This is a genomic window from Streptomyces sp. MAR4 CNX-425 (assembly GCF_048656465.1).
Classification (GTDB): Bacteria; Actinomycetota; Actinomycetes; order Streptomycetales; family Streptomycetaceae; genus Streptomyces.
This window is the reverse complement of sequence record NZ_JBMDLF010000012.1, coordinates 234,930-259,414: the sequence shown is the minus strand read 5'-3', so window position 1 is coordinate 259,414 and position 24,485 is coordinate 234,930. Positions and strand designations below refer to the sequence as shown.

The 24,485-nt window shown below is 76.5% G+C and carries 19 protein-coding genes and 1 pseudogene; 6 read left to right on the top strand and 14 right to left on the bottom strand.

Annotated elements, in window-relative coordinates; all coding sequences use genetic code 11:
- Together ACHZ99_RS29095 and ACHZ99_RS29090 are read right to left on the bottom strand one after the other, a co-directional pair.
- A partial coding sequence (locus ACHZ99_RS29095) for a four-carbon acid sugar kinase family protein (protein ID WP_420307772.1) occupies positions 1 to 1,302 on the bottom strand: 1,302 nt, incomplete at its 3' end.
- Positions 1,299 to 2,807, bottom strand: coding sequence for a GntP family permease (locus ACHZ99_RS29090; RefSeq protein ID WP_420307771.1), 1,509 nt, complete (start codon positions 2,805 to 2,807; stop codon positions 1,299 to 1,301). The genes ACHZ99_RS29095 and ACHZ99_RS29090, both read right to left, overlap by 4 nt.
- Positions 2,808 to 3,030: 223 nt before the next feature.
- Here ACHZ99_RS29090 and ACHZ99_RS29085 point away from each other — a divergent pair, with 223 nt between their 5' ends.
- Both ACHZ99_RS29085 and ACHZ99_RS29080 read left to right on the top strand, forming a co-directional pair.
- Complete coding sequence (locus ACHZ99_RS29085; protein WP_420307770.1) at positions 3,031 to 4,359, top strand: ROK family protein; 1,329 nt, start codon at positions 3,031 to 3,033, stop codon at positions 4,357 to 4,359.
- A gap of 164 nt (positions 4,360 to 4,523) precedes the next feature.
- Positions 4,524 to 5,111, top strand: a complete 588-nt coding sequence (locus ACHZ99_RS29080; protein WP_420307769.1) for an N-acetylmuramoyl-L-alanine amidase — start codon at positions 4,524 to 4,526, stop codon at positions 5,109 to 5,111.
- Positions 5,112 to 5,435: 324 nt separating this feature from the next.
- Here the strand turns inward: ACHZ99_RS29080 and ACHZ99_RS29075 are convergent, their stop codons facing one another.
- The 6 genes from ACHZ99_RS29075 to ACHZ99_RS29050 form a co-directional block, all read right to left on the bottom strand.
- The gene (locus ACHZ99_RS29075) at positions 5,436 to 6,362 is read right to left on the bottom strand and encodes an ROK family protein (protein ID WP_420307768.1); all 927 of its coding nucleotides are present in this window, start codon (positions 6,360 to 6,362) and stop codon (positions 5,436 to 5,438) included.
- Positions 6,359 to 8,071, bottom strand: a complete 1,713-nt coding sequence (locus tag ACHZ99_RS29070) for a class I mannose-6-phosphate isomerase (protein WP_420307767.1) — start codon at positions 8,069 to 8,071, stop codon at positions 6,359 to 6,361. The genes ACHZ99_RS29075 and ACHZ99_RS29070 overlap by 4 nt, the downstream gene beginning before the upstream one ends.
- Positions 8,072 to 8,092: 21 nt before the next feature.
- Complete coding sequence (locus ACHZ99_RS29065) at positions 8,093 to 11,308, bottom strand: alpha-mannosidase (protein WP_420307766.1); 3,216 nt, start codon at positions 11,306 to 11,308, stop codon at positions 8,093 to 8,095.
- Positions 11,309 to 11,383: 75 nt separating this feature from the next.
- Complete coding sequence (locus ACHZ99_RS29060) at positions 11,384 to 12,196, bottom strand: carbohydrate ABC transporter permease (RefSeq protein WP_420307765.1); 813 nt, start codon at positions 12,194 to 12,196, stop codon at positions 11,384 to 11,386.
- Positions 12,197 to 12,210: 14 nt separating this feature from the next.
- The gene (locus ACHZ99_RS29055; protein ID WP_420307764.1) at positions 12,211 to 13,176 is read right to left on the bottom strand and encodes a carbohydrate ABC transporter permease; all 966 of its coding nucleotides are present in this window, start codon (positions 13,174 to 13,176) and stop codon (positions 12,211 to 12,213) included.
- A complete protein-coding gene (locus ACHZ99_RS29050; protein WP_420307763.1) occupies positions 13,173 to 14,528 on the bottom strand; it encodes an extracellular solute-binding protein in 1,356 nt (451 codons plus the stop codon). The genes ACHZ99_RS29055 and ACHZ99_RS29050 overlap by 4 nt, the downstream gene beginning before the upstream one ends.
- Positions 14,529 to 14,836: 308 nt before the next feature.
- Here ACHZ99_RS29050 and ACHZ99_RS29045 point away from each other — a divergent pair, with 308 nt between their 5' ends.
- Positions 14,837 to 16,231, top strand: a complete 1,395-nt coding sequence (locus ACHZ99_RS29045; protein ID WP_420307762.1) for a Mucin-2 — start codon at positions 14,837 to 14,839, stop codon at positions 16,229 to 16,231.
- 67 nt (positions 16,232 to 16,298) lie between these two features.
- Positions 16,299 to 17,510: an anhydro-N-acetylmuramic acid kinase gene (locus tag ACHZ99_RS29040; protein WP_420307761.1), complete on the top strand. Its 1,212-nt coding sequence runs from the start codon at positions 16,299 to 16,301 to the stop codon at positions 17,508 to 17,510.
- Positions 17,511 to 17,528: 18 nt separating this feature from the next.
- Here ACHZ99_RS29040 and ACHZ99_RS29035 read toward each other — a convergent pair whose 3' ends face one another.
- Both ACHZ99_RS29035 and ACHZ99_RS29030 read right to left on the bottom strand, forming a co-directional pair.
- A complete protein-coding gene (locus ACHZ99_RS29035) occupies positions 17,529 to 18,200 on the bottom strand; it encodes an ABC transporter (protein ID WP_420307760.1) in 672 nt (223 codons plus the stop codon).
- Positions 18,197 to 19,044: pseudogene (locus tag ACHZ99_RS29030) on the bottom strand (ABC transporter ATP-binding protein). The gene ACHZ99_RS29035 and the pseudogene ACHZ99_RS29030 overlap by 4 nt, the downstream one beginning before the upstream one ends.
- Before the next feature lie 193 nt (positions 19,045 to 19,237).
- Between ACHZ99_RS29030 and ACHZ99_RS29025 the strand changes: the two are divergent.
- Positions 19,238 to 20,050 carry an SAM-dependent methyltransferase gene (locus ACHZ99_RS29025; RefSeq protein WP_420307759.1) on the top strand — a complete coding sequence of 271 codons (813 nt, stop codon included), beginning with the start codon at positions 19,238 to 19,240 and terminating at the stop codon, positions 20,048 to 20,050.
- On the top strand, positions 20,047 to 20,781 hold the full coding sequence (locus ACHZ99_RS29020) for a haloacid dehalogenase type II (RefSeq protein ID WP_420307758.1): 735 nt from the start codon (positions 20,047 to 20,049) through the stop codon (positions 20,779 to 20,781). The genes ACHZ99_RS29025 and ACHZ99_RS29020 overlap by 4 nt, the downstream gene beginning before the upstream one ends.
- A 37-nt stretch (positions 20,782 to 20,818) precedes the next feature.
- Here the strand turns inward: ACHZ99_RS29020 and ACHZ99_RS29015 are convergent, their stop codons facing one another.
- From ACHZ99_RS29015 to ACHZ99_RS29000, 4 genes are all read right to left on the bottom strand, one after another.
- A complete protein-coding gene (locus ACHZ99_RS29015) occupies positions 20,819 to 21,520 on the bottom strand; it encodes an ABC transporter ATP-binding protein (protein WP_420307757.1) in 702 nt (233 codons plus the stop codon).
- A complete protein-coding gene (locus tag ACHZ99_RS29010) occupies positions 21,510 to 22,502 on the bottom strand; it encodes an oligopeptide/dipeptide ABC transporter ATP-binding protein (protein WP_420307786.1) in 993 nt (330 codons plus the stop codon). Before ACHZ99_RS29010 ends, ACHZ99_RS29015 begins: the two co-directional genes overlap by 11 nt.
- Before the next feature lie 92 nt (positions 22,503 to 22,594).
- Positions 22,595 to 23,512, bottom strand: a complete 918-nt coding sequence (locus tag ACHZ99_RS29005) for an ABC transporter permease (RefSeq protein ID WP_420307756.1) — start codon at positions 23,510 to 23,512, stop codon at positions 22,595 to 22,597.
- On the bottom strand, positions 23,505 to 24,470 hold the full coding sequence (locus ACHZ99_RS29000) for an ABC transporter permease (RefSeq protein ID WP_420307785.1): 966 nt from the start codon (positions 24,468 to 24,470) through the stop codon (positions 23,505 to 23,507). Before ACHZ99_RS29000 ends, ACHZ99_RS29005 begins: the two co-directional genes overlap by 8 nt.
- Positions 24,471 to 24,485 lie beyond the last annotated feature (15 nt).

Below are 24,485 nucleotides of genomic sequence, written 5' to 3'. Positions count from 1 at the left end.
GGGCCCGCCGATCAGGCCGCCCTTGGTGACGACGGGCAGGCCGGCCCAGTCGCCGCCGACGAAGCTGCCGGCGACCGCCAGGGGTTCCAGCTCCTCCTCGACGTCGAGCCCGGCCGCCCCCAGCGCGGTGAAGAGCGCGGCGGACACGTCGCCGCCGGTGGCGAAGAGCCCGTCGACGGGCTGCTGTTCGAGGGCGGTACGGACCGTGCGGGCCAGCTCCGCCGGCAGCCGCTCCGCGTCGTCGGGGTCCAGCCCGACGACGTCGGACTCCTCCAGGACGGTCGCGAGCAGGACGACCTCGCCGGGGCCCGCGGCGGCCAGCTCCGCCGCCAGCGCCGCGGCGGTGGCGGCGGGCTCGGGTACGGGCGAGCCGGGCGCGGTGACGGGGCGTACGACGCGCACCGGCTCGGCGGCCCGCAGCCGGGCGAGCTGGGTGCGGGTCAGCGCGGTGGCGGACCCGGAGACGGCGAGCACCGGGGCGCCCGCGGCGCGGCCGGTGATGCCGAGCGCGCGGGCGAGCGCCACCGAGCCGGGCCCGGAGTCGACGCCGGTCCACAGGACCCCTTCGCCGCCCTCGCCGACGGCGACGGCCGCCGCGGCCGTGCGCTCCAGGTGCTCGACGGTCAGCGCGTCGGCGACGACCACGTCGGCGCCCTCGGCGACGGCCTTGTCGAGCCGGGCGCGGAGCGTCCCGCCCTCGGCGGTGACCACCGACAGCGGCAGGTGCGCGATCCGCAGGTCCGCCTGGCGCCGCAGCAGCTCCGCGACGTCCGAGGTGGGCACGGGCGAGCGCGGGTCGCGGGCCAGCTCGGTCTCCTCCAGCCGTACGCCGTCGAGCAGTTGGGTGCCCTGCACGGTCTGCCGGCCCGCCTCGGGGTGGGCCGGCGCGCACAGGGCCACGGCCCGCCGGCCGGAGGCCGCGCGCACGGCACGCAGCACGGCGGCGGCTGAGGCCCCGACGTTGCCGCGGAGGGTGGAGTCGACCCGGTGGCTGACCAGTTCGGCCGGCCAGCCGGCGCGGACGGCCGCGGCCACCCGGCGCGCCGCCTCCGCGGGCGGGCAGTGGCGGCTGTCCGTGCTCACCACCACGGCGTCGAACCGCTCCGCGAGCCCGGCCAGGGCGTCCGGCCCCTGGTCGGCGCCGACGGTGACGGCGCGCAGCCCGGCGCGGGCGAAGCCCGCCGCGGTGGCGTTGGCCCCGGTCAGGTCGTCCGCGGCCACCAGCACGGCGGCCCGGCGGCCCCGGCCCCCGGGGCGGGCGCCCGCCGGCCCCCGCTCCGGCCCGGTCGTCGGCCCGGTCACAGGAACGCGCTCGCGATCAGCAGCAGCGGCAGCGAGCCCAGCCACACGGCCGTGGTGATGCCCGACCAGCCGCGGATGGCGGCCACGCCGTCGAGGCCGGTGAACCGGGTGACGACCCAGAAGTACGAGTCGTTGAAGTAGCTGAAGACCATCGAGCCGGCGCAGCAGGCGAGCGCGGCGAGCAGCGCGGAGATCCCGAGACCGCCGACGAGCGGCGCCGTGACGGACGCGGCGGTGATCATCGCCACCGTGCCGGAGCCCTGCGCGACCCGTACCAGTGAGGCTATGAGGAACGGGACCAGCACGCCCGGCAGGTCCCAGGACGAGATGGCCTCGGCCAGCTCGTCGCCCACGCCGGTGTCGCGCAGCACCTGGCCGAGCGCACCGCCTGCGCCGGTGATGAGGATGATGAGCCCGGCGGACGCGGCGGCCTCGGAGAGCCAGCCGCCGACCTGGCTGCGGGTCGTCCAGCGGGGCAGCAGCACGTACACCGCGAGCACGATGCCGATCAGGAGCGCCACCACGGGGCTGCCGATGAACGCCAGGGCCTCCGGCAGGGCCGAGGGCTCGTACTCGTCGGAGCCGACCACGCCCTGCCGGTTCTGGTCGATGGCGGAGGCCACGGTGTTGGCGACGATGAGCAGCAGCGGCACCAGCAGGGGCAGCGTGGCGAGGGCGGGGCTCATCCGGTGCGGCTTGGCGCCGGGCGGCGGGGTGCCGAGGGCGGCGGCCGGGTCGCGCTCGGGCAGGGGCTCGTCCTCGCCGCCGTCGGTCCTGGCCGGGCCGGCCGGCGCCCCCGCGGACTTGGCGGCGGACCCGGCGCCGCTCCCGGCGCCGGCGGCGACCGCCGCCTTGCCGTAGACGGCTTCGCGGACCTCCTCCGACACCTCGCTCTCCAGCTTCGGCCCGATCCAGCGCGCGTACGCGACCACGACGGGCAGCAGCACGAGGGCGAAGCACAGCCCCGCCAGCACCAGCCCGCCGAGGTCGGCGCCGAGGATGCCGGCCACGCCCAGCGGGCCGGGTGTCGGCGGCACCAGATGGTGGGTGAGGGTCATGCCGCAGCCCAGCGCGAGGGCCAGGGTCACGTAACCGGCGCGCTTGACGCGGGCGATGGAGCGGGCGAGCGGGTTCATGATCACGTAGCCGGAGTCGCAGAACACCGGGATCGAGACGACCGCTCCGGTCGTGCCCATCGCCCAGGGCTCCCGCCCCTTGCCGAAGGCCCGGACGAACGCCCTGGCCAGCGCGTCCGCGGCACCGGAGACCTCAAGGATCTTGCCCAGGCCGACGCCCAGGCCGATCACGATGCCGATGGAGCCCAGCGTCGAGCCGAAGCCCTCGGTGATCGAGTCGACGATGTCCGTGGCCGGTGCGCCCGCGACGAAACCCGTCACCAGTGAGGCGATGAGCAGGGCCACGAAGGCGTCGAGCCGGGTACGCAGCACGATGACGATGATCGTGGCGATACCCAGCACGAGCGCGGCCAAGAGCTGAAGATCCACGCCGATCCTCCTCCGACTTCGCTGTGGACGTCCGTTCGGACACCGACATCATGCCCGCGCAACATGCGCGAAACAAGCAGTCTGTCTCAGGTTTTTTGCGCGATGCGCGCAACTCGGGGTGTCGGCCCTGTACCGCCGGGCTCCGGCCCGGTGCGGGCAGGCCGTAGGGTCGTCGTGCCACCGCCCGCCGTTCCCGTCCCCACCGCCCCGAAGGAGTTCACCCGTGTCGGCGCCGTCCCCCCGTACGCAGCAGGCCCTGCGTCAGCGCAACCTGTCCCTGGCGCTGCGCGCCGTGGCCGCCGGGGGCCCGCTGTCGCGCGCGGCGGTGGCGGCGCGGATCGGCATGACGCGGGCGGGCGTCGCGGCCGTGGTCGACGAGCTGCTGCGGGCGGGCCTGCTGGTGGAGCTGGGGCCGGGCCGCCCGGGCACGGTGGGCCGGCCCGGCAGCGCGCTCGCGCTCAACGACCGCGGGCCGTGCGGGCTCGGCGCGGAGATCGGCGTGGACCACCTCGCGGTCTGCGCGGTGGACCTGACCGGCCGGATACGGGCCCGGGTCGCGGCCGACGCGGCGAACCGCGACCGGCCGCCGGCCGCGGTGCTGGCGCGGCTCACCGGGCTGGTCGGGGAGGTGACGGAGGAGCTGCGGGGCGAGGGCCTGACACCGGCCGGGCTGACGGTGGCGGTCCCGGGGCTGATCGCGCGCGACGAGTCCACCGTCGTACGGGCCCCGAACCTCGGCTGGCAAGGCGTCGACCTCGGCCCGCTGCTGCCGTCCGCGTCGCCGGCCCGGGTGGGCAACGAGGCGAACCTCGGCGCGCTGGCGGAACAGCGCGTGCCGGCGGGCCCCGGCGCGGACGAAGCCGACCGCGGGGAGCGCGCCGCCGAGCCGGCCGGCGCCGGTCACAGCGCCGGGACCGGACCGGCGCGCCCCGGCCCCGGGCGGGGCGCGGCGGCGGCCGGCTCCCCCGGCCCCTGGCGCAACTTCCTGCACGTCTCCGCCGAGATCGGCATCGGCGCCGCCCTGGTCATGGACGGCGAACTACAGCGCGGGGCGCACGGGTTCGCCGGCGAGCTGGGGCACGTACCGGTGCGCCCGCAGGGCCGCCCGTGCGCGTGCGGCGGGCGCGGGTGCCTGGAGCAGTACGCCGGCGAGGAGGCCGTCCTGCGGGCCTCCGGCCTCGACCCCGGGCGGGCCCGCGCCGCCCACCCCGGCCCCGGTGCCCGGATCGCCATGCTGGCGGCCCGCGCCGCCGACGGCGACGCCCGGGTGCGGGCGGCGCTGCGCGAGGCGGGCGGCGCGCTGGGCATCGCGATCGCCGGCACGGTGAACGTGCTCGACCCCGAGGCCGTCGTGCTGGGCGGCGCGCTCGCCGGCCTGGCGCCGTGGGTGGTGCCCGCCGTCGAACGCGAGCTGGGCCGCCGGGTCGCCGACCCGGCCCGTACCGTACGGCTGGCCGTCTCGGCGCTCGGCGCCGAGGGGCCGCTGCTGGGGGCGGCGCTGAGCGTGGTCGACGCCGTCCTGGAGGCGCCCGGCGCGGTCGCCGCCGGCTGACCCGCGCCCGCCGGCCGCCCGGCGGCGGCACACCTCCCCGACCACCGCCTTTGGTACGCCCATTGGCAAATCCGGCCACATCTTGGCAGCCGCGCGGCGGGTCCTCATGATAGGGCTTCAGACTGTCATGTACGCGCAAACGTCCCTCCGCTGTCAGGAGCCCCATGGACTTCGCGAACCTCCCCCGCAGACGGCTGCTCCAGGGCGCCGCGGCCACCGCCGCGGCCGCCGGCCTCGGCGGCCTCGCCGCCGCCCCCGCGCACGCGACCCAGTACCCCCCGACGCACTGGATACCGGCGGACCCCTCCAACTACACGGACTCCAACCGCCCGACCTCGTACCCCGTCGACTTCGTGGTCGTGCACGTGACCCAGGAGTACTTCCAGGACGCCGTCGACATCTTCCAGAACCCCAGCCGCAACGTCTCCTCGCACTACCTCATCGCCTCGGCGGACGGCTACATCGCCCAGCTCGTCCGGGAGACGGACATCGCCTGGCACGCCGGCAACTGGGACTACAACACCCGCAGCATCGGCATCGAGCACGAGGGCTGGGTGGACCAGCCGGACTGGTTCACGGACGTCATGTACCGGCGCTCCGCGCGGCTGACCGCCGCGATCTGCGACCGCTACGCCCTCCCGCGCAACCGCAGCCACATCATCGGCCACAACGAGGTCCCCGGCGCCACCCACACCGACCCCGGCCCCCACTGGAACTGGACGAAGTACATGCGGCTGGTGTGGAACTCCTGACCCGGCGGCGCCGGGCCCACGAGCACCCGGTGAGCGGCTCAGGGGTGTTGCCGCTCACCGGGTTCCCCCACAGCGGACGGGGGCGGTGTACGCGCCCCGCCGGCGCGGGTTTCCCGGTGACGCGGGACTCGGTCTGCGGCTACGGTGACGGTGACCCGGCCCGCTCGCGCCGCGCGCGGGCCGGCGCCCGCGCCCGGTGGACGGGCGGCGCGCAAGCGCCCCCGGCGAAGCGGGCGGCCGTCGCCGTCGAGGGTTCGGCCGGCGGCCGCCGGAGCCCGGCCCCGAGGACCGCAACCCCGGGGCCGGGCTCGCCCGGGCGCCCGGTCACGCCGCCGCGGCGGCAGCGGCGCCGACGAGCGCGGCGTCCTCGCCGAGGAGGGCCCGTACCGGCCGGCGGGCGGCCCCCGGAGGCCGGTCCTCCGCCGCCAGGGCCGCGGTCAGGGGCGGGGCGAGCAGGTCCCAGGACTCCGCCATCGAACCGCCGACGACCAGCACCGTCGCGCCGAACGCCGCCAGCCGCGGGCCCAGTTCGGCGCCCAGCGCCCCGAACGCCGTCGCCAGCACCCGGCACGCCCGCTCCTCCCCCGCCCGCGCCCGCTCCGCGATCTCCCGTACGTCGAGTCCCGCGCCGGCCGCCCCACCGCCGGGTGCCCTGTCGCCGGGCACCCCGCCGCCGGCGCCCGCGGCGGCCCCGTACCGCGACAGGATCGCCCGGCGCGACACCACCTCCTCCAGCGGGCGCCCGCCGATCCGCGCCAGGTCCAGCCGCCCCTCCGGGGGCACCCCCGCGCCGGACGTGCGCAGTCCGCCGTCCGCGAGGAACGCCGAGCCGACGCCCGTGCCCAGGGTGATGCCCACCGCGCGGGCGTGGCCGCGGGCGGCGCCCGCGGACCACTCGCCGGCCAGGAAGGCGTGCGCGTCGTTGCGGAAGACCACGTCCGGGGGGCTTCCCGGCAGCCCGTCGAGCAGCGCCGCCCGCACGTCCGTCCCGTACAGCGACTCGAACTTCCCCACGCCCGCGAAGAGCGCGACGCCCTTCGCGTAGTCGAACGGCCCCGGCACCGCCACCCCCCACCGCGCCCCCGGCACCGAAGGCAGGGACCGCGCGCAGCGCAGGACCGCGCCGAGGACGTCCCCGGCGCTTCCCCGCGCGTCCAGCGGCCGCCGCACGCGCGCGGTCACGGCGGCGGTCCGCGGGGACACCAGCGCGGCGGTGACGTGGGTGCCGCCGATCTCCAGGACGGGGATCAACGTGCGGCGGCCTTCCTGACGAGCGCCTTCACCACGCGCACCGGCCCGCCGCCCGCGGCGGCCACGAGCCGGTAGCCGCCGACCGCCGCCGGCACCGTCAGCGTCTCGGCGTGGGACAGCTGGTGGGTGTGGCCGGACGCGGTGTGCACGGTGACCCCCTCGCCCTCCGCGACGTTGAGGACGTGGAAGCGGCCGTCGGTGTCGTCGCCGGCCTCGGCGCCTTCATCCAGGGTGTACCTCCTGACCTCGTAGAACATCTCGTCGAGCGCGCCGAGCAGCTCCTCGCGCCAGCCGGGCCCGGCGCGCAGTTCGCGCGGCTGCTGCACCAGCTCCGTCACGACGGCGTCGCCGCGCCGCGCGGTGTCGAGGTTCGCGAGCCCGTGTTCGTACGGCAGGGGCCGCGGGTTGCCGTCGGCGCCGGGCCGCAGCCAGTCGTAGAAGCGGAGGCTGTAGAGGTACGGGGTGGCGCTGATCTCCAGGACGAGGTTGCCGGCGCCGCTGGCGTGCGGCGTGCCGGCGGGGATCATGAACAGCTGTCCCTGCTCGCCCGGGAAGGCCAGCACGTGGTCCTCGGGGTCCATCGGCACCGCGTCGCTGACGGCCTCCTCGATCTCCTTGCGGAACAGGTCGACGTCGGCGTCCTCGCGCAGCCCGAGGTACACCTTGGTGCCGGGCCCGCCGAGCGTCATGTAGTAGGTCTCGTGCTGGGTGTACGGCCAGCCGAACCGCTCGCGCATGTACGCCTCCCGCGGGTGGCAGTGCAGCGAGAGGTTGCCGCCGCCGACGGTGTCGAGGTAGTCGAAGCGGATCGGGAACGAGGTGCCGAAGCGGGCGTGCACCTCGGCGCCGAGGACGTCCTCGGGGGCGAGGACGCACATCAGCTGGAACGGCACCTCGGCCTGCGCGTCGGGCCCGGTGCCGATGAGGATCCCGGCCTCGGGGGCGATCAGCTCGTAGCCGAGGGCGGTGTTGGGCGCGCCGGGGCTGAAGCCCAGCTCGCGCTGCGCCCAGTGGCCGCCCCAGGGGGTCGAGTTGAAGTACGGCCGGGTGCGGACGGGCCGGCGGGCGAGGCCGGCGAGGGTGCCGCGCAGGCCGTCGCCGTCGAGGTGCGCGGGGTGGCCGGGGTCCTGGACGTCGAGCCAGCCGTCGAGGCGGTGGGCCAGCGCGTCGCGGTGGCGGTCGAGCATGGGCCAGTCGATGTAGAACAGCCGCCGGTGGGTGGGGGCTTCGCCGGGCAGGCCCAGGTTGGCGCCGGGGGTGCCGGCGGTGACGGCGGCCTCGGCGTGGCGCTTGGGCACGTCGGCGTACCAGAGCAGGTCGTGCGGTACGACGGCGGCGCCCGGCCCGTAGACCAGCAGCAGCCCGGTGCCGGGGCGGGGGGCGTCGGGCGGGGGGTCGAAGAGGTCGTCGAGGGGGTTCTCGGCGAGCTTGCAGTAGTACGGGTCGGCGGTGTCCCCGGGCCGCTCGGTGCGGCGCCTGACCGTCCCGGGGGGCGCGTAGTGGCGCCGCACGTCGAGCAGGGCCACCGGCGTGCCGCGGGCGGTGAGCTCGCGCCGGAGCCGGCCGGCGAGGGTGTCCCAGTCCGCGGACGGGGGTCCCTCGACGGCCACCACCGCCGGGCCGTGGGGGAGTTCCGCCGCCACGGCCCGCCAGCCGGTGGTGAGGACGGCCGGCGGGGCGGGTGCGTAGCGCGGGTCGAGCCGGTACACGCAGTCTCCTTCGGGTGTGGTTCAGCGGCGCCGGAAGAGCACCGCGGTCGTGCCGAGGGCGGGGAGGTCGACGGTGACCTCCCCGTCCCGTACCGGCAGGTCGTCTCCCGGGCGGCCGAGGTAGTCGGCGAGCCCGGCCCCGGTGACCGGGAAGAGGGCGCGTACGGGACAGGCGAGCGGCTCCTCGGCGAAGGACTGGAGCCGCAGCAGCACGCCGCCGCCGGCGGGCGTCGTCGCGCCCACCAGCCGCACCCGCGGGTCGCCGACCTCGGCGAACGCCAGCCCGTCGGCGGGCTCGGCGCCGGCGCCGCGCGGGGCGCGGGCCCGTACGGCGTGCAGCGGGCGGGCGAGGCCGGCGGCCGTGCGGGGGCCCAGCCCGTCCGCGTCGGGGCCGCAGGCGAGGCTGTAGCGGAAGGTGAACTCGAAGCCCTGCTCGCTGGGGAAGTTGGTGTCCCAGAGGTTGTTGTGGATCCAGGAGAAGACGGTGGCGGGCTCGTCCCGGCCCAGCGTCTTCGGAAACGGCGCGTACGGCAGGGCGATGTTCCCGAACTGCACCAGCGGCGCGTCCTGCGTCGCCCAGGCGACCGCGAGCCCGTCCTCGGCGAGCGTCACCCAGCGGCGTACCGCCCGCATGTGCCGCGCGGAGCCGGGGATGACGGACAGGCCGGTGCCGGTGGCGCCGCCGGTGGCCTCCATGCGCACGGTGGGGGTGTCGAAGGCGAACGGGAACGCGAAGTAGGCGCTCTCCTTGCCGAGGGTGGCGTCCTTGTCGACGCGGTTGTCGATGTCGAGGCGGGCGGCGCCGCGCGGCAGCGTGAGCGTCGTACGCACCCGGTTGGCGCCCGCGGGCCGGGTCTCGTAGGTGAGGGTCTCGGCGGTGGCGGTGGAGGTGCGGGCGAGGAGCGCGGCGGGCGGGGCGACGGAGCGGTTGCCCAGGTGCTCCAGGCGTTCGGAGGCGGTGGTGCGGCTGGAGTTGTGGTTGAAGCCGCCGGCGGTGGTGTAGCTGTCGTGGAGGTAGGCGTTGAAGCCGGCGGCGGCCCCCGCACCGGCTCCGCGGACGAGTTCGCGGCCGGTGGCCTTGTCGACGACGGACGCGATGCAGGCGCGGGCGAGGTCGACGCGCACCGCGAGGTGCTCGTTCTCCAGCAGCGTCGGGTCGGCCTGTGCGTGCGCGGCGGCGGCGGTCCCGGCGGGGTCCTCCTGGTCGGTGCCGCCGGTGGGGTTCCAGCCGGTTGCGGCCTTCAGGACGGTGCCCTCGCCGTCCGCCGCGCCGTCGTCGGCGCCTTCGGCGGCGACGTCGAGGCGTACGGAGCCGGCGGGCGGCACGTCGGCGACGCACACCAGCAGGAACCGGCCCGCGTCCCGGTGGTCGTCGTTGACCTGCGGCCGCTCCTCGTGCGCCAGCCGTTCGCCGGTGCGGGCGTCGCGGACGGCGACCGGCTGCTCCAGCGGCACGCTGCTCTCCGGCAGGAAGATCCGCACGACGTCGGTGCGGGCCCAGGAGCAGGTGTTGACGACGTGGTACGACACGGCGCCGGGCGCGCTCGCGAGCCGCTGCCCGAGGCGGGCGCGGGCCCGGTCGAGCAGGGTGTTGCCGTCGTCGTACGCGCGCAGCGCCTGCCCGTACTTCCAGTGCCACTGCTCCTCGCCGCTGTGCCCGCCGTGGTCGCCGTGGGTCCACGGGTCGCCGGCGCCCCAGGTGTGCTCGTCGAAGAGGGAGACGGCCTCGTAGACGGGGGCCGCGTCCCGGCTGTCGTCGGCGGCGCCGGCGGCGCCGAGGACGCCGGCGAAGGTGCCGAGGGTCTGCGCGTCGGCGACGGTGGCCTGCGCCGTACGGGCCAGGGACAGCGGGCGCGCGCCGGAGCCGACGCCGTCGACCCACCAGTCGGTCCAGTCGCCCTCGAAGGTGCGTATGCCGTCGCCGAGGCGGGCCTCGGCGTCGGTGAAGAAGTCCTCGTTGCGGGAGAGCCGCAGCTGCGGGTACGCCCAGGTCTCGTTCCAGCGGCGGACGGTGTCGGCGATGATCCGCCGGGGCGGCGCGTTGTCGCCGAACTTGCCCTGCACGCGCAGGTGCAGGACGTCCCACGGGTACGGCTCGCGCGTGACGTCGGCGTCGTCCATGGCCCAGCCGAAGACGCCGCCGCGGTACGGGTACGGGTTGCTGGCCAGCGACGTCAGGTACGCGGGCAGCAGGTCGTCGACGCTCGCGTAGTCGGTGTCGAAGCCGAGCAGCGGGCCCTCCATGTAAGCCAGGCCGTGCGGGGTGTCGGTGACCCAGACGAGGACGCTGTTGCCGCTGGGCGCCCGCCAGCGGAACAACCGGGGCAGCTTCTCGCCGCCGACGAGGTGGGGGACGGACCGGCCGGCCCAGTTGTGCGCGACGGACAGGTACTTCACGCCCGCGGCGGCGAGCGCGTCGACGAGGCCGACGACGGCGCCGGGCACGTCGGTCTGCATAGCGGAGGTGAACTCCACGCCGTGCTCGTCGCGCACCTCGTGGGCGAGCCGCAGCAGTTCGTGCAGCTCGTCGGTGGAGCAGGTCTCGGTGTGCAGGTTGAACGGCAGGGCGGTCAGCTCGATACGGCCCTCCCGCACCCGCCGCACGAACTCCTCGACCTGCTCGGCGGGGCGGGCGTCGGCCCACTGCCGGAAGGACCACAGGGACTCCACGCACCAGCGGAACCGGGACTCGGCCGGCCAGTCGTCGGTGGCGCGGGTGAGCTCCAGGCAGGAGTCGAGGAACGACAGGTGCTCGGCGAGGACGCGGCCCTGCGGGTCGGTGTAGCCGATGTCGAGGTGGGAGTGGTGGACGAGGTGGAGGGTCCACTGCCGCTGCGGGGTGAGCGTCAGCTCGATGCCGGCGTCCGCCCCGGCGCCATCCGCCCCGGCACCGTCCGCCCCGCCGGGCAGGCCGACGGTGATCCGCCGGGGGGTGTCGACGGCGGGGAGCAGCAGGCGTACGGACCCGCCGGGGCCCGGCTCCGGCGCGACGGGCAGCGCGGCGCCGGATTCGGTCCGTACGACGAGGTCCCCCGGCAGGGCGGCGCCGTCGGCGGCCTCGACGCGCAGGCTCTGCAGCAGGCCGCCACCGCCGTCGTGCTTGAGCAGCGGCTCCTGGGTCAGGCGCAGGGCGGTGCCGCCGAGGGTGCCCTCGGCGGTGACGACGCTGCTGCGCAGGCTGTCGCGGATGCGGTCGTTGTCCCAGTCGGTGGTCTTGACGAGGGCCCGGGTGGTCATGCGGTGGTCTCCGTACTCTCCCGCGGCGGCGCGGGCGCGTCGGTTCTTCGGTTCATTGGGGGCGCGGTGGTTCGGTCAGCGGGCGGACGCGGTGATGCCGCGCAGGAACAGGCCGCGGAACACCAGGAAGACGAGGAGCGTGGGCAGCGAGACGACGAGCGCGCCGGCCAGGACCACCGGGGGTCCCGCGCTGCTGTACGCCTGGTTGAGCGAGTTGAGGGTGGCCATCACCGGCTGGATCTCCGGGCTGCGGCTCAGCGTGATGCCGAACAGCAGGTCGTTCCAGACGGCGGTGAACTGGAAGATGAACGCGGCGCCCAGCCCGGAGCGCATCAGCGGCACGTGGATGCGCCAGAAGACGCGGCGCATCGACGCCCCGTCGATCATCGCCGCCTCGGTGATCTCGGGCGGCATCGTCGTCATCTGGTTGCGGATGAGGAAGAAGGCGAACGGCACCGCCCAGGCGGCGTAGACGAGCATCAGGCCCAGGCGGGAGTCGTAGAGGTTGGCGTCGGCGTACATGCCGAACAGCGGCGCCAGGAAGATCTGCAGCGGGAACAGCGTCCCGGAGAAGATCACCCAGAACCACAGGGCCGGCCGGGGGATCGGCAGCACGATGACCGCGAACGCGGCCATGGCGGCGACCAGCACGGCGACGGCGCCGCAGACCGTGGCGTACAGCATCGAGCTGCCGAAGCTGTCGCCGATGCCGGCGTCGACCCAGGCGCTCTTGAGGTTGTCGAAGAGCGCGAAGCCCCGCGGCGCCCAGTCGACCGAGCCGGTGTACTCCTCCGCGGGGGTCAGGGAGTTGACCACCAGCAGGTAGAGCGGCAGCAGCCAGAGCAGCACGCAGCCGGCGACGAAGAGGTTGCGCAAGTGGCGTCCCATGTCGGTGGCTCCTCTCAGTCCTTGGCGCCGGGCATCTGGCGGCGCAGGTAGACCCACGAGGACGCGACGACGATCACGGACAGCACGAGCGCGATGGCCGATCCGTAGCCGACGTGGAAGAGGCGGAACGCCTCGCGGTACATGGTCAGCGCCAGCGTCTCGGAGCTGCGCGAGGGGCCGCCCTGGGTGAGCGCCCAGACCATGTCGAACGCCTTGAGGCTGTTGACGATGGCCATGCCGACGACCACGACGGTCACGGCGCGCAGCTGCGGCAGGGTGATGTGGCGGAACATCCGCCAGCCGCGGGCGCCGTCGAGTTCGGCGGCCTCGACCGTCTCCCTGGGGATGGCGCGCAGGCCGATGGCGAAGAGGACGACGTTCAGGCCGGTGGCCTGCCAGGTGCTGGCGACGATCATCGACAGGGTGTTCTGCGGCCACTCCAGGAGCCAGCCCTGCGCCCAGGAGCCGAGGCCGACGCCGCGCAGCACCTCGTTGACGGCGCCGTCGGTGTTGAGGATGAAGCGCCACAGCGCGGCGGTGGCGACACCGGAGATCGCGAACGGCAGCACGACGACGAGCTGCGCGAGCCAGCCCAGGCGCATGCGGTGGGTGGCCACGGCGATGGCGAGGCCCGCGACCACGGGCAGCAGCAGGGTGCCCGCGACCCACAGGAAGGTGTTCAGCAGCGACCGGCCGAAGATGGGGTCCTCGGCGAGCCGGGTGTAGTTGTCGATGCCGGTGAAGCTGCTGGTGAAGCCGTTGTCCTGGAAGAAGCTGCCGTAGATGCTGCGGAAGAACGGGTAGACGAGCAGGACGCCGACGAGCGCGAGCGCGGGCAGCGCCCAAGGGACGCCGGCGAGCGGACCGCCCAGCCGGCGGGTGGAGTTGGCCCGGGCGGCCGGGTGCGGGCTGCGGACGGGGATGCGGCGGCGTACGCGTACGGGCTTGGCGGGGCCCGCCGTGCTCACGGTGCCGGTCATGACTTCTCCGCCTCCCGCCACACCTTCCACGCCTCGTCGGCGCGCTCCTGCATGGTCCGCAGCCCGTCGCGGTACGAGTGCGGGTCGATGAGCATGCCCGCGAGGTCGTCCACGGTGGACTCGACGAGCTCGGGCGGGCCCTGTTCCCAGAAGCGGTTGAGCAGCCGGAGCTTGTCGTCCCGCGCCTGCCGGGTGACGCCCTCGATGACCACGGTGGCGGGCTTCACCTTCGGGTTGGGGCTGCCGTCCTGGAGGCCGTGCGCGAAGGCGGTGGCGACCTCGGGGTGCAGCCAGCTGCCGGCGGCCCTGAGCGCCTCCTCCTTGTCCGCGCCCTTGACGGTGGCGGCGAAGGCGCTGGACTCGAAGATCACGCTGGGGCGGGCGGCGGGGTCGGCCATGGGGAGGATGAAGGCGTCGACCGTCCGGCCCGGCTCGGCGCCGGCCGCGGTGAAGACGGAGCCGAGCCAGCTGCCGCACGGCACCATGCCGACCTTGCCGTGCACGGTGGCCGCGGCGGCGTTGTTGTGGTCCACGTCCATGCTGGTGAACCAGTCCTTGTCGAAGAATCCGGCGATGGTGCGCAGCGCGCGCTCGGCGCGCGGGTCGGTGTAGCGCTCGCGGCCGTTCATCAGGTCCTCGTAGAACTGGGGGTCCTGGCGGCTGAGGACCTCCTGGAACCAGATGAACGCGGGCCAGCGGCCGGCGGTGGTGCCGTGCAGCGGGGTGATCCCGTTGTCCTTCAGCCGGGTGCAGACGGCGAGGAAGTCGTCCCAGGTCCGCGGCGCCGTGAGGCCGTGCTCGGCGAAGACCTCGGGGTTGTAGAAGAACACCCAGTAGGCGAGGTTCATCGGCAGCCCGTAGACGCGGCCGTCGTACGTGAACGCCTCGCGCAGCGAGGGCTCCACCCAGCCGCGGGACTCGGCGGCCCGCCACTGGCGCGTGAGGTCCTCCAGGCCGCCGGTGCGGGCGAGGTCGCGCAGCCGGTAGCCGGACCAGTACTTGAGCAGGTCGGGGGTCTTGTTGGTACGGAGCGAGGACTTGACGATCTGCTCGAAGGACTCCAGGGAGGGGATGACCTCGGGGACCAGCCGGACGCCGGCGACCGGCTTCATCGCCTTGCCGGCGGCGTCGAACGGGGCTTCCCAGTTGGCGTTGTCGCCGTGGATGGCGACCTTGCCGGGCCCCTGCCCGGCGGCGGTCCCGCAGGCGGCGGCCAGGCCGCCGGTGGCGGTGGCCAGCGCGCCGGCGGCGGAGGCGCGGAGCAGGGTGCGGCGGTCGAGGCGGGTGGGGCGGGGGGTGGTCGTGCGGGGGACGGCGGGTGGCTCGGGGATCGGCGGATGACGACCTGACATCGGGCGGCTCCCTCGGTCGAGTCTGTGTTATCGTTAACACGCACTGGAGGCAGCTTGACGGCCGCCGACGGCCGACGTCAATGGGCTCACAGTGAAATTTCATCAGAGGGCTGGACAAGCCGGGCCGCGCGTCGTCGTGCGACGGAATGCCCGAAATGTATAGTTCTGGCCCGGCGGGGTCGCAGGCCCGCCGCCGCGCCTCTGCGCAAGGACGGCACCCGGCCACCGGGCCTGCGACCCCCACGCCCCCGCCCACGGGGCATCATGGTCGCGGACCGGCGGGGGAGGACGCAGGGGGCAGGGGAACCATGGTGGCGTTCCACGCATCCGCGCTGAACGGGGTCGCCCGCAACCCGGCGCTGCCGGCCTCGCTGCTCCTGCGCCTGCTCGCCGCCCACGACGGCCCAGGCCGCCCGCCCCGCGAGGCCCTCCAGCGCGCCGGACTCCCCGGGCCGGCCGTCGCGGCGATCCTGGCCCACCCGGCCCCGGGCGCCCGGATCGACTTCGCCATGAGCGCCCGTGCGGAGCCCGCGCAGCGGGCCCGGCTCGTGGACGACCCCTCGCCCCGGGTGCGGGCCGCCCTCGCGTACGGACCTGAGGTGTACGACCCGCGCACGAAGGTCGCGCCCCTCCCCGACGCCGTGTGCCGCCGCCTGCTCGACGACCCCGACCCCCGGGTCCGTACCGCACTGCTGGAGTCGCCCCATCTGGCGCCGTCGTTCGCGGCCTCGCTGGCCGCGCACCACAGCGCGGCGGCGCGCCGGGAGGCGGTACGTGCCTGGGAGGGCGTGCCGCCGGGCGAGCGGCCGGCGCTGCTGGCCGACCCCGACCCCGGGGTACGGCGGGCCGCCGCGCTGCGGGAGTGCCGGCGGGACGCCCGCGTCACCGCCGGACTCCTCCGCGATCCGGACTCCGCCGCCGAGGCGCTGCGCCGGGGGCTCCTCACCCGCGCCGACGCCGAGCGGTGCCTCGACGAGCGGACGCACCTCGCGGCCCTCGCCGGGAACCCGTCGCTGCCCGCCGACCTCGTGGAGCGGCTCGCCGCCGACCCCGACGAGGCCGTACGGCTCGCGGTCTCCCTCCGGCCCGAGCTGGCCGAGACCCGGCGCATGGCGATCGACTTCACGGTCGGGGACGTCGACAGGGGCGACGGCGTGGCGTGGGTACGGGACGGGCTCGCCGACCCCGAGGTGCTGCGCCGGGCCGCGTCCTCCGCCCACCCGCTGCTCCGGCGCGCCGCGGCCTCCAGCCCCCACCTGCCGCCCGGCCTGCTGCGCCGGCTCGCCCGCGCCGGGGACCCGGTCGTGGACCGCCTCCTGGGCATCCACCACCCCGACGCCCCGGAGGAGGTCCTGATGCGGGTGTACGCCAGGCTCGGCGGGACGTTCTCCGCCTGGATGGCGGAGACGCACCCCCGCTTTCCCCGCGAGGGGCTCGCCGCCCGCTTCGCGGACCACCCGGACGGGCACCACCGCCGACTCGCCCTCCGGGACCCTGCCGCCACGTCCACGCTGGTCGAACGGCTCAGCCACGACCCGGAGGTCTGGACGCGCCAGGCGGCGGCCGGCGACCCGCGCCTGCCGCTCCCCCGGCTCCGCGCAGCGCTGCACGTCCCGGAACTGGCCTCCCGCGCGGGTGCCAACCCGGCGCTCCCCGAGGACGGGATGGCCGCCGTCCTGGACCGGGCCGGGGTCCCCTCCTGACCGCCGCGCAGCGCCACCCCGCCCTCACCGCCGGCGCCCCCGGGAGCGCGCCGACGACAATGGCCCGATGGACCACCCGCACCCCGCCCCCGCCCTCACCGTCGTCGGCCTGCTCAGCGGCACCTCGTACGACGCCGTGGACGCCGCCGTCTGCGACCTGCGCCTGGCCGGCGACGACGTGCTCCTGCACCCCCGCGGACTGCACAGCGCCGCGTTCCCCGACGAGCTGCGGCGCGCCGTCGCCGCCTGCCTGCCCCCGGCGCGGACGACCGTGGCGGAGGTCTGCCGGCTGGACACCGAGCTGGGCCGGTTCTTCGGCCGGGTGGCCGCCGAGGCGGTCGCCACGGTGGCCGGCGGGCGGGCCGACCTCGTCGTCTCGCACGGGCAGACCGTCTACCACTGGGTCGAGGGCCCGCGCGCCCGCGGCACCCTCCAGCTCGGCGGCCCCGCCTGGATCGCCGAGGCCACCGGGCTGCCCGTCGTCTCCGACGTCCGCACCCGCGACATCGCCCGCGGCGGCCAGGGCGCGCCGCTCGCCTCCACCCTCGACGCGCTGCTGCTGCTCGGCGACGGGACCGGCGGGGCGCCCCGGCGGGGGGCGCTGAACCTCGGCGGCATCGCCAACATCACGGTCCGCGGCGGGGACGGCGAGGTCGTCGCGTACGACCTGGGGCCGGCCAACGCGCTCATCGACGCGGCGGTGGCCGAGGGCACGGGCGGCGCGGAGACGATGGACACCGACGGCGCGCGGGCGCGGCGCGGGACGGTGGACCGGGAGCTGCTGCGGCGGCTGCTGGACGAGCCGTACTACGCGCTGGCGGCGCCCAAGTCGACGGGCAAGGAGCTGTTCCACGGCGCGTACCTGCGCGAGCGGGTGGCGGCGCACCCGGGGCCGCGCCCCGGGCTGGACGACCTGGTGGCCACCCTCACGGAGCTGACGGCGGAGCTGGCCGCGGCGGCGTGCCGGGAGTACGGGGTGGCGGAGCTGGTCGTCTCCGGCGGCGGGGTGCGCAACCCGGCGCTGATGGCGCGGCTCGCGGAGCTGTGCGCGCCGGCGCGGGTGTCGCCGGTGGACGACCACGGGCTGTCGTCCCAGGGCAAGGAGGGGTATCTCTTCGCGCTGCTGGGGTTTCTGACGGTGTGCGGGCTGCCGGCGTCGGTGCCGTCGGCGACGGGGGCGCGCGAGGCGGCGCTGCTGGGGTCGGTCACGCCGGGGGCCGGGCCGCTGCGGCTGCCGGAGCCGGCGGAGCGGGCGCCGGTGCGGCTGCGGGTGGTGTGAGCGAGCGCCCCGCCGCGGTCAGCGGCGCGCGCTCAGCGCCGCGGCCAGCGCCGCCGTCGCGGCCGCCGCCAGCGCCGCGCCCGCCAGGGGCAGCAGCGGCAGCGGCACCTCCGCCGCCCGGGAGCCGGTGACCAGGCCGGAGACCGCGGCGTTCGCCGGGGAGCCGGCCGCCACGAGCACCGCCCCCGCGCCGGCGAGCGTCGCGGGCACCGTCCACGCCCGGCTGCGCAGCAGCGGCCGGTTGCACAGCGCGCCCACCGCCGTGCCCAGCAGCGCGCACGTCAGCGTCGCCAGCAGCCCCGCGCCCGCCGCCGCCGCGACCGGGACCGCGGTGTCCGAGGCGCCGTCGGAGCCGTGCGCGTCGCTGACGGCCACGACGACGGCGACGCCGGCGACACCCAGCGCGTACGCCGCCGCGAACGCCGCGGCCAGGCTCGCCAGATGCGCCCGTCCCGGCCCGCCGGCCGCCGCCGTGCAGGCCCGCGCGGCGGGCGGCTCCACGCCGGTGCACACCCGCACCAGCCACGCCGCGACCGGCAGCACCGCCGCCGCGGCCACCCCGAGCGAGTCCAGCACCGCCTGCCCGGGCTGGACGCCGACGGCCACGGCCGCCGCGTACACCAGCAGCGGCGGGAGCCAGCGGTGCGACCTGGCGAGCAGGGCGAGCTGGTAGCGGACGAGCGCGGTCACGGCGCGGGGTCCTCCCCGGGTTCGTGCGCCACCGGATACACGGTGCGGATGTGCCAGCCGGGGCGGGCGTCGAGCAGCGCCCGCAGCAGGGCGTCGGAGTGCGCGGCGGGCACCGTCAGCCGGCAGCCGCCGCCGGGCAGTTCCACGCGGACGGGCGCCCCGGGCAGCTCCCCGGGCGGGGGCAGCGAGCCGGGCGGCCCGACCGCCTCGACCGCCACCGCGGGTCCGCCGCCCGCCGGCCGGGCGACGACGCGCCCGCCGCCGGCCCGGTAGGCGGCGTGGGGCGTACGGGCCAGCCGCCGGGGGTCGTGGTCGACGAACACCACCGCGCCGCCCGCGGCCAGCCGCTCCCCCACCGCCGTGTCGAGCGCGGCCCGCGCGTCCGCGTCCAGCCCGGTCCACGCCTCGTCGAGCACCAGCAGCTCCGGCTCCGCCAGCAGCGCCTGCGCCGCTCGCGGAGCCGGAGGCCCTTCGACAGCTCGTCCAGCGGCGTACGGGCCGACTGCCCCGCCCCGAACCGCTCCAGCCACTCCCCCGCCCGCCGCCGCGCCCGGTCGCGGCGCAGCCCCTGCACCCGGCCCAGGTGTGTGAGGTAGCCGAGGGCGGTCAGCGGCAGCGCGGCGGGGAAGCGCTCGGGCACGTACGCCGTGCGGGCGGGGCGGGCCTCGATCCGGCCGGCGCTGGGCAGGTCGATGCCGGCCAGCAGCCGCAGCAGCGTGGACTTGCCGCCGCCGTTGGCGCCTTCGACGCGTACGAGCGCCCCTGCCGGCACCCGCAGGTCGACCCCGCGCAGCACCCAGGGCCCGCGTCTGCCGTAGCGGCGCCCGACTCCGTGCAGCCTCATGGACCCGGATGATTCCACGGCACGCGCGGCGACGGCGACCGCGCCCCCGCGCCGGATTCTTGTGTGGATCTTGTCGGATCGGTGAGCAGGGGATACCGTCCACGCGCGCCGTAGGTGGCCGGATCGCTTACGGTGCACGGGTGGTTGGACTAATTTGTGTGGCTCGGCGCGACGGGCGGGCGGGAGATCTCTGATGGGGGACACGCAGGGCGGCGGGCCGGCACCCGTGATCGATACCACGGTGCCGCAGTCCGCGCGGATCTGGAACTTCTGGCTGGGCGGCAGCGACAACTACCGCGTCGACCGGCAGGCGGGCGAGGCGTTCCTGCGGCTCTCGCCGGGCATCGCCGAGATCGCCCGCGCCTCCCGGGCCTTCCTGGTCCGCGCCGTCCGCCACCTCGCGGCCGAGGCCGGAATCCGCCAGTTCCTCGACATCGGCACCGGCCTGCCGACCGCGCTGAACACGCACGAGGTGGCCCAGTCGGTGCAGCCGGCGGCGCGGGTGGTCTACGTCGACAACGACGCGATGGTGCTCGCGCACGCGCGTGCCCTGCTGGTCTCGCGGCCGGGCGGCACGTGCGGCTATGTGAACGCCGACCTGCACGACCCGGACGCGGTGCTGGCCGGGGCGGCGAAGACGCTGGACTTCTCGGAGCCGATCGGCCTCATCCTCGCCGGGGTCGTGGGGCACGTCGTGGACTACGACGAGGCGCGGGCGATCGTGACCCGTCTCCTGGACGCGCTGCCGCCGGGCAGCCACCTGGTGCTCAACGACGGCACGGCCGTGGTGGACCGGGACAACCGGCGGGCGCAGGACGCGTACAACAGAAGCGGCGCGGTGCCGTACGTGCTGCGCACCCCGGCGGAGATCGAGGGCTTCTTCACGGGGCTGGAGATGGTGCCGCCCGGGTTCGTGTCGTGTCCCCGCTGGCGGCCCGAGGACGGCCGGGAGGCGGAGCCGCTGGACCAGTTCGGCGGCGTGGGCCGGAAGGTGGCGGACGGGTGACGGCGGCGGAGTCCGCCCCGGCGGGGGTACGGGCCGTCGCGTTCGACGTCTTCGGCACCACCGTGGACTGGCGCACGGGCGTCGCGGAGCAGGTCGGCGCGGTGGCGCGGCGGTGCGGCGCCGAGCTGGACGGCGGTGCCTTCGCGGACGCCTGGCGGGAGAGGTACCTGCCGTCGATGGCCCGGGTGAACGGCGGCGAGCGGCCGTGGGCGTACCTCGACGCGCTGCACCGCGAGTCGCTGGACGAGCTGCTCGAACGCCACGGCGTCGGCGCCGCCTTCGACGAGGCCGCCCGCCGCGAGCTGGTACGCGCCTGGCACCGGCTGCCGCCGTGGGCGGACGCGGCCGAGGGCCTGGCGCGGCTGCGCGGGCGGTACGTGGTGGCGGCGCTGTCCAACGGCGGCTTCGCGCTGCTGACCGCGCTGGTGAAGGCCGCCGGGCTGCCGTTCGACTGCATCCTCTCCGCCGAGCTGGCGCGGCGCTACAAGCCGGACCCGGCGCCCTACCTGACGGCCGCGCGGCTGCTGGACGTCGAGCCCGGGGAGCTGCTGATGGTGGCCTGCCACGGCTGGGACCTGGCGGGCGCGCGGGCGGCGGGGCTGCGCACGGCGTTCGTGGCGCGCCCGCGGGAGAAGGGCCCGGCGGGCGGGGCGGACCGGGCGGCGGACGTGCCGGCGGACCTGGCGGCGGCGGACTTCACGGACCTGGCCGACCGGCTGGGCTGTCCGTGACGGCGCCCTCACCCGCCGTTCGTACGTACGAAGAGTTTCAGCCACTCGGCGCGGGCTTCGCCGCGGGGGCGAGCGACTCCCACGCGACCGTGCGGTCGCACCAGCGCTCCAGCAGCGTCCGGTCGTGCCCGACGGCGAGCAGCGCGGCGCCGGAGCCGCGGCGGTAGTCCTCGACGGCCGCGACGAGCGCCGCGGTGGTGGAGGCGTCGAGCATCGCCGTCATCTCGTCGCACACCAGGATCCGGGGGCGGAGCGCCAGCGCGCGGCCGAGGCAGGCGCGTTGCAGCTGGCCGTCGCTGACCTCGTGGGGGCGGCGGGCGAGCAGGTCGGGGGTGAGGCCGACGAGCCCGGCCAGCTCCTCGGTGCGGGCCGGCGCCTCGGCGCGGCGGCCGGTGGCGCGCAGCGGCTCGGCGATCAGGGCGGCGAGGGTCAGCCGCGGGTCGGCCGCGAGGCGGGGCTGCTGGAAGACGACGCCGAAGGCGGTGCGCTGCGCGCGGGGCGCGCGGTGGCGCCAGCCGCGTACGGGCTCGCCGTCGAGGAGCACCTCGCCGGCGTCCGGGCGGTGCAGCAGCGCGGCGACGCGGGCGAGGGTGGACTTCCCGCAGCCGCTGGGGCCGAGGAGGCCGGCGGCCTCGCCGGGGGCGAGGGTGAGGGAGACGTCGCGGACGACGGGGGCGCGGCGGTCGTATCCGGCGGTGACGGCGCGGAGTTGCAGCGGGGGCGGGGCGTCAGCGGACATCGGCGGCCTCCTGCCGGTGGGGCGGACCGGGCTCGCCGGTCCGCTCCGCCGCCGCCTGCCGCGCCCCGGCGGGCTTGCGCAGCGGGGCGGCGGCGGCCGGCACCGGGTGGTGGCACGCCGCCCCCGCCGTCAGCTCCGGCACCGCCGCGCACGCGGCCGTGGCGTACCCGCACCGCGGCGCGAAGGCGCAGCCGGGCGGCAGCGCGCCCAGCTCCGGGGGCATTCCCGGGATCGGCGCGAAGCCGCGCTCCGGGAGGGCGTCGAGGAGGCCGCGGGCGTACGGGTGCCGGGGCCCGGGGGCGCCGAAGAAGCCGGCCGCGTCGGCGAGTTCGACGATCCGCCCGGCGTACATGACCGCCACCCGGTCCGCGATCCGCTCCGCGGCGGCGAGGTCGTGGGTGATCATCAGCAGCCCGTGCCCGTCGTCGACCTGGCGGCGCAGCTCGTCGACCGTGCGCTCGACGAGGTCGCGGTCGAGGCCGGTGGTCGGCTCGTCGGCGAGCAGCAGCGGCGGGTCGCCGACGAGGGCGAGGGCGGTGGCGGCGCGCTGGGCGAGGCCGCCGGACAGCTCGTGCGGGTAGCGGTCGAGGTGGTCGGCGGGGAACGCGGCCCGCTCCGCGGCCTCCTCGACGGCGGCCCGCAGGCCGGGTTTGCGGGTGCCGGTCAGCTCCCGGACGACCTCCGTCAGCTGGGCGCGCACGGTGCGTACGGGGGTGAGGTGGGCGGCCGGGGACTGCGGGATGAGGCCGGCCCGGCGGCCCCGTACCCGGCGGGCCAGCTCCGCCTCGCCGGCGCCGAGCAGCTCCAGTTCGCCGAGGTGCGCGGCGCCCGCGGTCTCGGCGTTCTCCGGCAGCAGCCCGAGGAGCGCGGCGGCGAGGACGGACTTGCCGCAGCCGCTCTCGCCGACGAGCGCGACGCACTCGCCGGGGGCGAGGGCGAGGGAGACGTCGGTGACGGCGGCGACGTACCGGCCGCGGCGCATGCGGAAGCGGACCGACAGCCGGTCGAGGGTGAGCAGCGGCGCGGCGGCGCCGGCCGCCGCGGCGGCGGCCGCCCCGCCGGCGATGTGGTCCGTCACAGCGTCAGCTCCGATCTGCGGCGCGGGTTCAGCCGCTCCCGCCACGCGCCCGCGAGGCCCGCGACGGCGAGGGTCGGGATGATGATGAACAGGCCCGGGAAGAGGGTGGGCCACCAGTCCCCCGCCAGCAGCGCGCCCCGCGCGCCCTGCACCATCGCGCCCAGGCTCGCCTGGTGCGGCGGCAGCCCGAGGCCGAGGAAGGACAGCGCCGACTCGTGCCAGATGGCGTGCGGCACCATCAGCACCGCCGCGAGCCCGGCCTGCGGCAGCACGCCGGGCACGAGGTGGCGGACCGCGACCCGGGTGCGCGAGGCACCGCCGGAGACGGCGGCGTCCACGAACGGCCGACCGCGCAGCGACAGCACTTCCGCGCGCACGATGCGGCAGGTCGACACCCAGTGGGTCAGGCCCACGGAGGCGACGACGGGCCAGACGCCGGGCTGGAAGAGGGCGACGATGAAGATGCCGAGCAGCAGGTGCGGTACGGAGGCGAAGACGTCCACGAGCCGCATCACGGCCCGGTCGACGTGCCCGCCGAGCGCGCCGGCCAGCGCCCCGACGGCGGTGCCGACGACGGTGGCGACGAGCGCGGCGACCACGCCGACGAGCAGCGAGACACGCAGCCCGTAGACGCAGCGGAGCAGCACGTCGCGGCCGAGGTCGTCGGTGCCGAAGAGGTGGGAGAGGGACGGCGCGGCGAGCTTGTTGCCGATGTCGACGGCCTGCTGGTCGAGCTGGACCAGCGGCGGCACGACGAGCACGGCGAGGACGGCGAGGGCGACGACCGCGGCGGAGGTGCGGACGCGCAGCGTACGGACCGACGTGCGGCCGGTGCCGCGGGTGCGCCAGCGGGCGGGGTCCGGGGGGCCGCCGGGCGGGCCCGGCTTCTTCAGCGTCCGCGGGGTGTCAGCCATCGAATCCCACCCTCGGGTCGGCGAGCCCGTACAGCAGGTCCGACAGCAGGTTGCCGACGAGGACCGCCGCCGTCGCCAGCACCGTCAGCGCGGCGAGCAGCGGGAAGTCCACGGACGTGGCGGCCTCGACGGTGGCGGCGGCGATGCCGGGCCAGCTGAAGACGGTCTCGACGAGCAGCGCGCCGGTGATCAGCTCCGGCACCCGGGTGCCGACCAGCGTGGCCACGGGCAGCAGCCCGGAGCGCAGCGCGTGCCCCAGCAGCACGGTGCGCTCGGCGAGCCCGCGGGAGCGGGCGCCGCGCACGGGGTCCTCGTCCAGGGCGTCGCCGACACCCTGGCGGACGTAGAGCACGAACCACGGCATCTGCGAGACGGCGAGCACCGCCGCCGGCAGCGCCACGTGCTCGGCGACCTGCCCGAAGGTGACGACGTCCGTGCCGGTGTCGGTGAGCCCGCCGGCCGGCAGCGCGTCGAGCTGGAGCGCGAACAGCCAGACGGCGAGCAGCCCGAGCCAGAACGGCGGCGCGGCCTCCAGGGCGTACGCGGCGGAGGTGACGGCCCGGTCGAGCATCCCGCCGCCGCGGCGGGCGGCGAGGACGCCGAGCAGCGTGCCGCCGACGATGGCGACGGCGAACGCGACCGTGCACAGCAGCACCGTCCAGCCGATGCGCTCGCCGATGACGTCGGCGACGGGCTGGCGCATGCTGGTCGACTCGCCGAGGTCGCCGGTGACCGCGGCGGTCAGCCAGTCCCACCAGCGGGTGACGAACGGGTCGTCGGCGCCGAGGCTGTCGCGGAGCTGGTCCAGCGCCTCCTGGGAGGCGCTGAAGCCGGCGGTGCCCGCGTACGCCTTCACCGGGTCGAACGGCGAGGCGGCGGCGATGGCGAACACCCCGAAGGTGACGGCCAGCAGCACGGGGACGGCGTACAGCAGCCGCCGCCCGGCCATCCGCGCCATCGGGGCCAGCGGCAG

Bases quoted from the DNA above. Each gene is read 5' to 3' on its own strand.
- ACHZ99_RS29080 (WP_420307769.1), top strand. From the start codon at position 4,524: ATGGACTTCGCGAACCTCCCCCGCAGACGGCTGCTCCAGGGCGCCGCG.
- ACHZ99_RS29065 (WP_420307766.1), bottom strand. From the start codon at position 11,308: ATGACCACCCGGGCCCTCGTCAAGACCACCGACTGGGACAACGACCGC.
- ACHZ99_RS29060 (WP_420307765.1), bottom strand. From the start codon at position 12,196: ATGGGACGCCACTTGCGCAACCTCTTCGTCGCCGGCTGCGTGCTGCTC.
- ACHZ99_RS29055 (WP_420307764.1), bottom strand. From the start codon at position 13,176: ATGACCGGCACCGTGAGCACGGCGGGCCCCGCCAAGCCCGTACGCGTA.
- ACHZ99_RS29050 (WP_420307763.1), bottom strand. From the start codon at position 14,528: ATGTCAGGTCGTCATCCGCCGATCCCCGAGCCACCCGCCGTCCCCCGC.
- ACHZ99_RS29045 (WP_420307762.1), top strand. From the start codon at position 14,837: ATGGTGGCGTTCCACGCATCCGCGCTGAACGGGGTCGCCCGCAACCCG.
- ACHZ99_RS29040 (WP_420307761.1), top strand. From the start codon at position 16,299: ATGGACCACCCGCACCCCGCCCCCGCCCTCACCGTCGTCGGCCTGCTC.
- ACHZ99_RS29025 (WP_420307759.1), top strand. From the start codon at position 19,238: ATGGGGGACACGCAGGGCGGCGGGCCGGCACCCGTGATCGATACCACG.
- ACHZ99_RS29015 (WP_420307757.1), bottom strand. From the start codon at position 21,520: ATGTCCGCTGACGCCCCGCCCCCGCTGCAACTCCGCGCCGTCACCGCC.
- ACHZ99_RS29010 (WP_420307786.1), bottom strand. From the start codon at position 22,502: ATGCGCCGCGGCCGGTACGTCGCCGCCGTCACCGACGTCTCCCTCGCC.
- ACHZ99_RS29005 (WP_420307756.1), bottom strand. From the start codon at position 23,512: ATGGCTGACACCCCGCGGACGCTGAAGAAGCCGGGCCCGCCCGGCGGC.
- ACHZ99_RS29000 (WP_420307785.1), bottom strand. From the start codon at position 24,470: ATGGCGCGGATGGCCGGGCGGCGGCTGCTGTACGCCGTCCCCGTGCTG.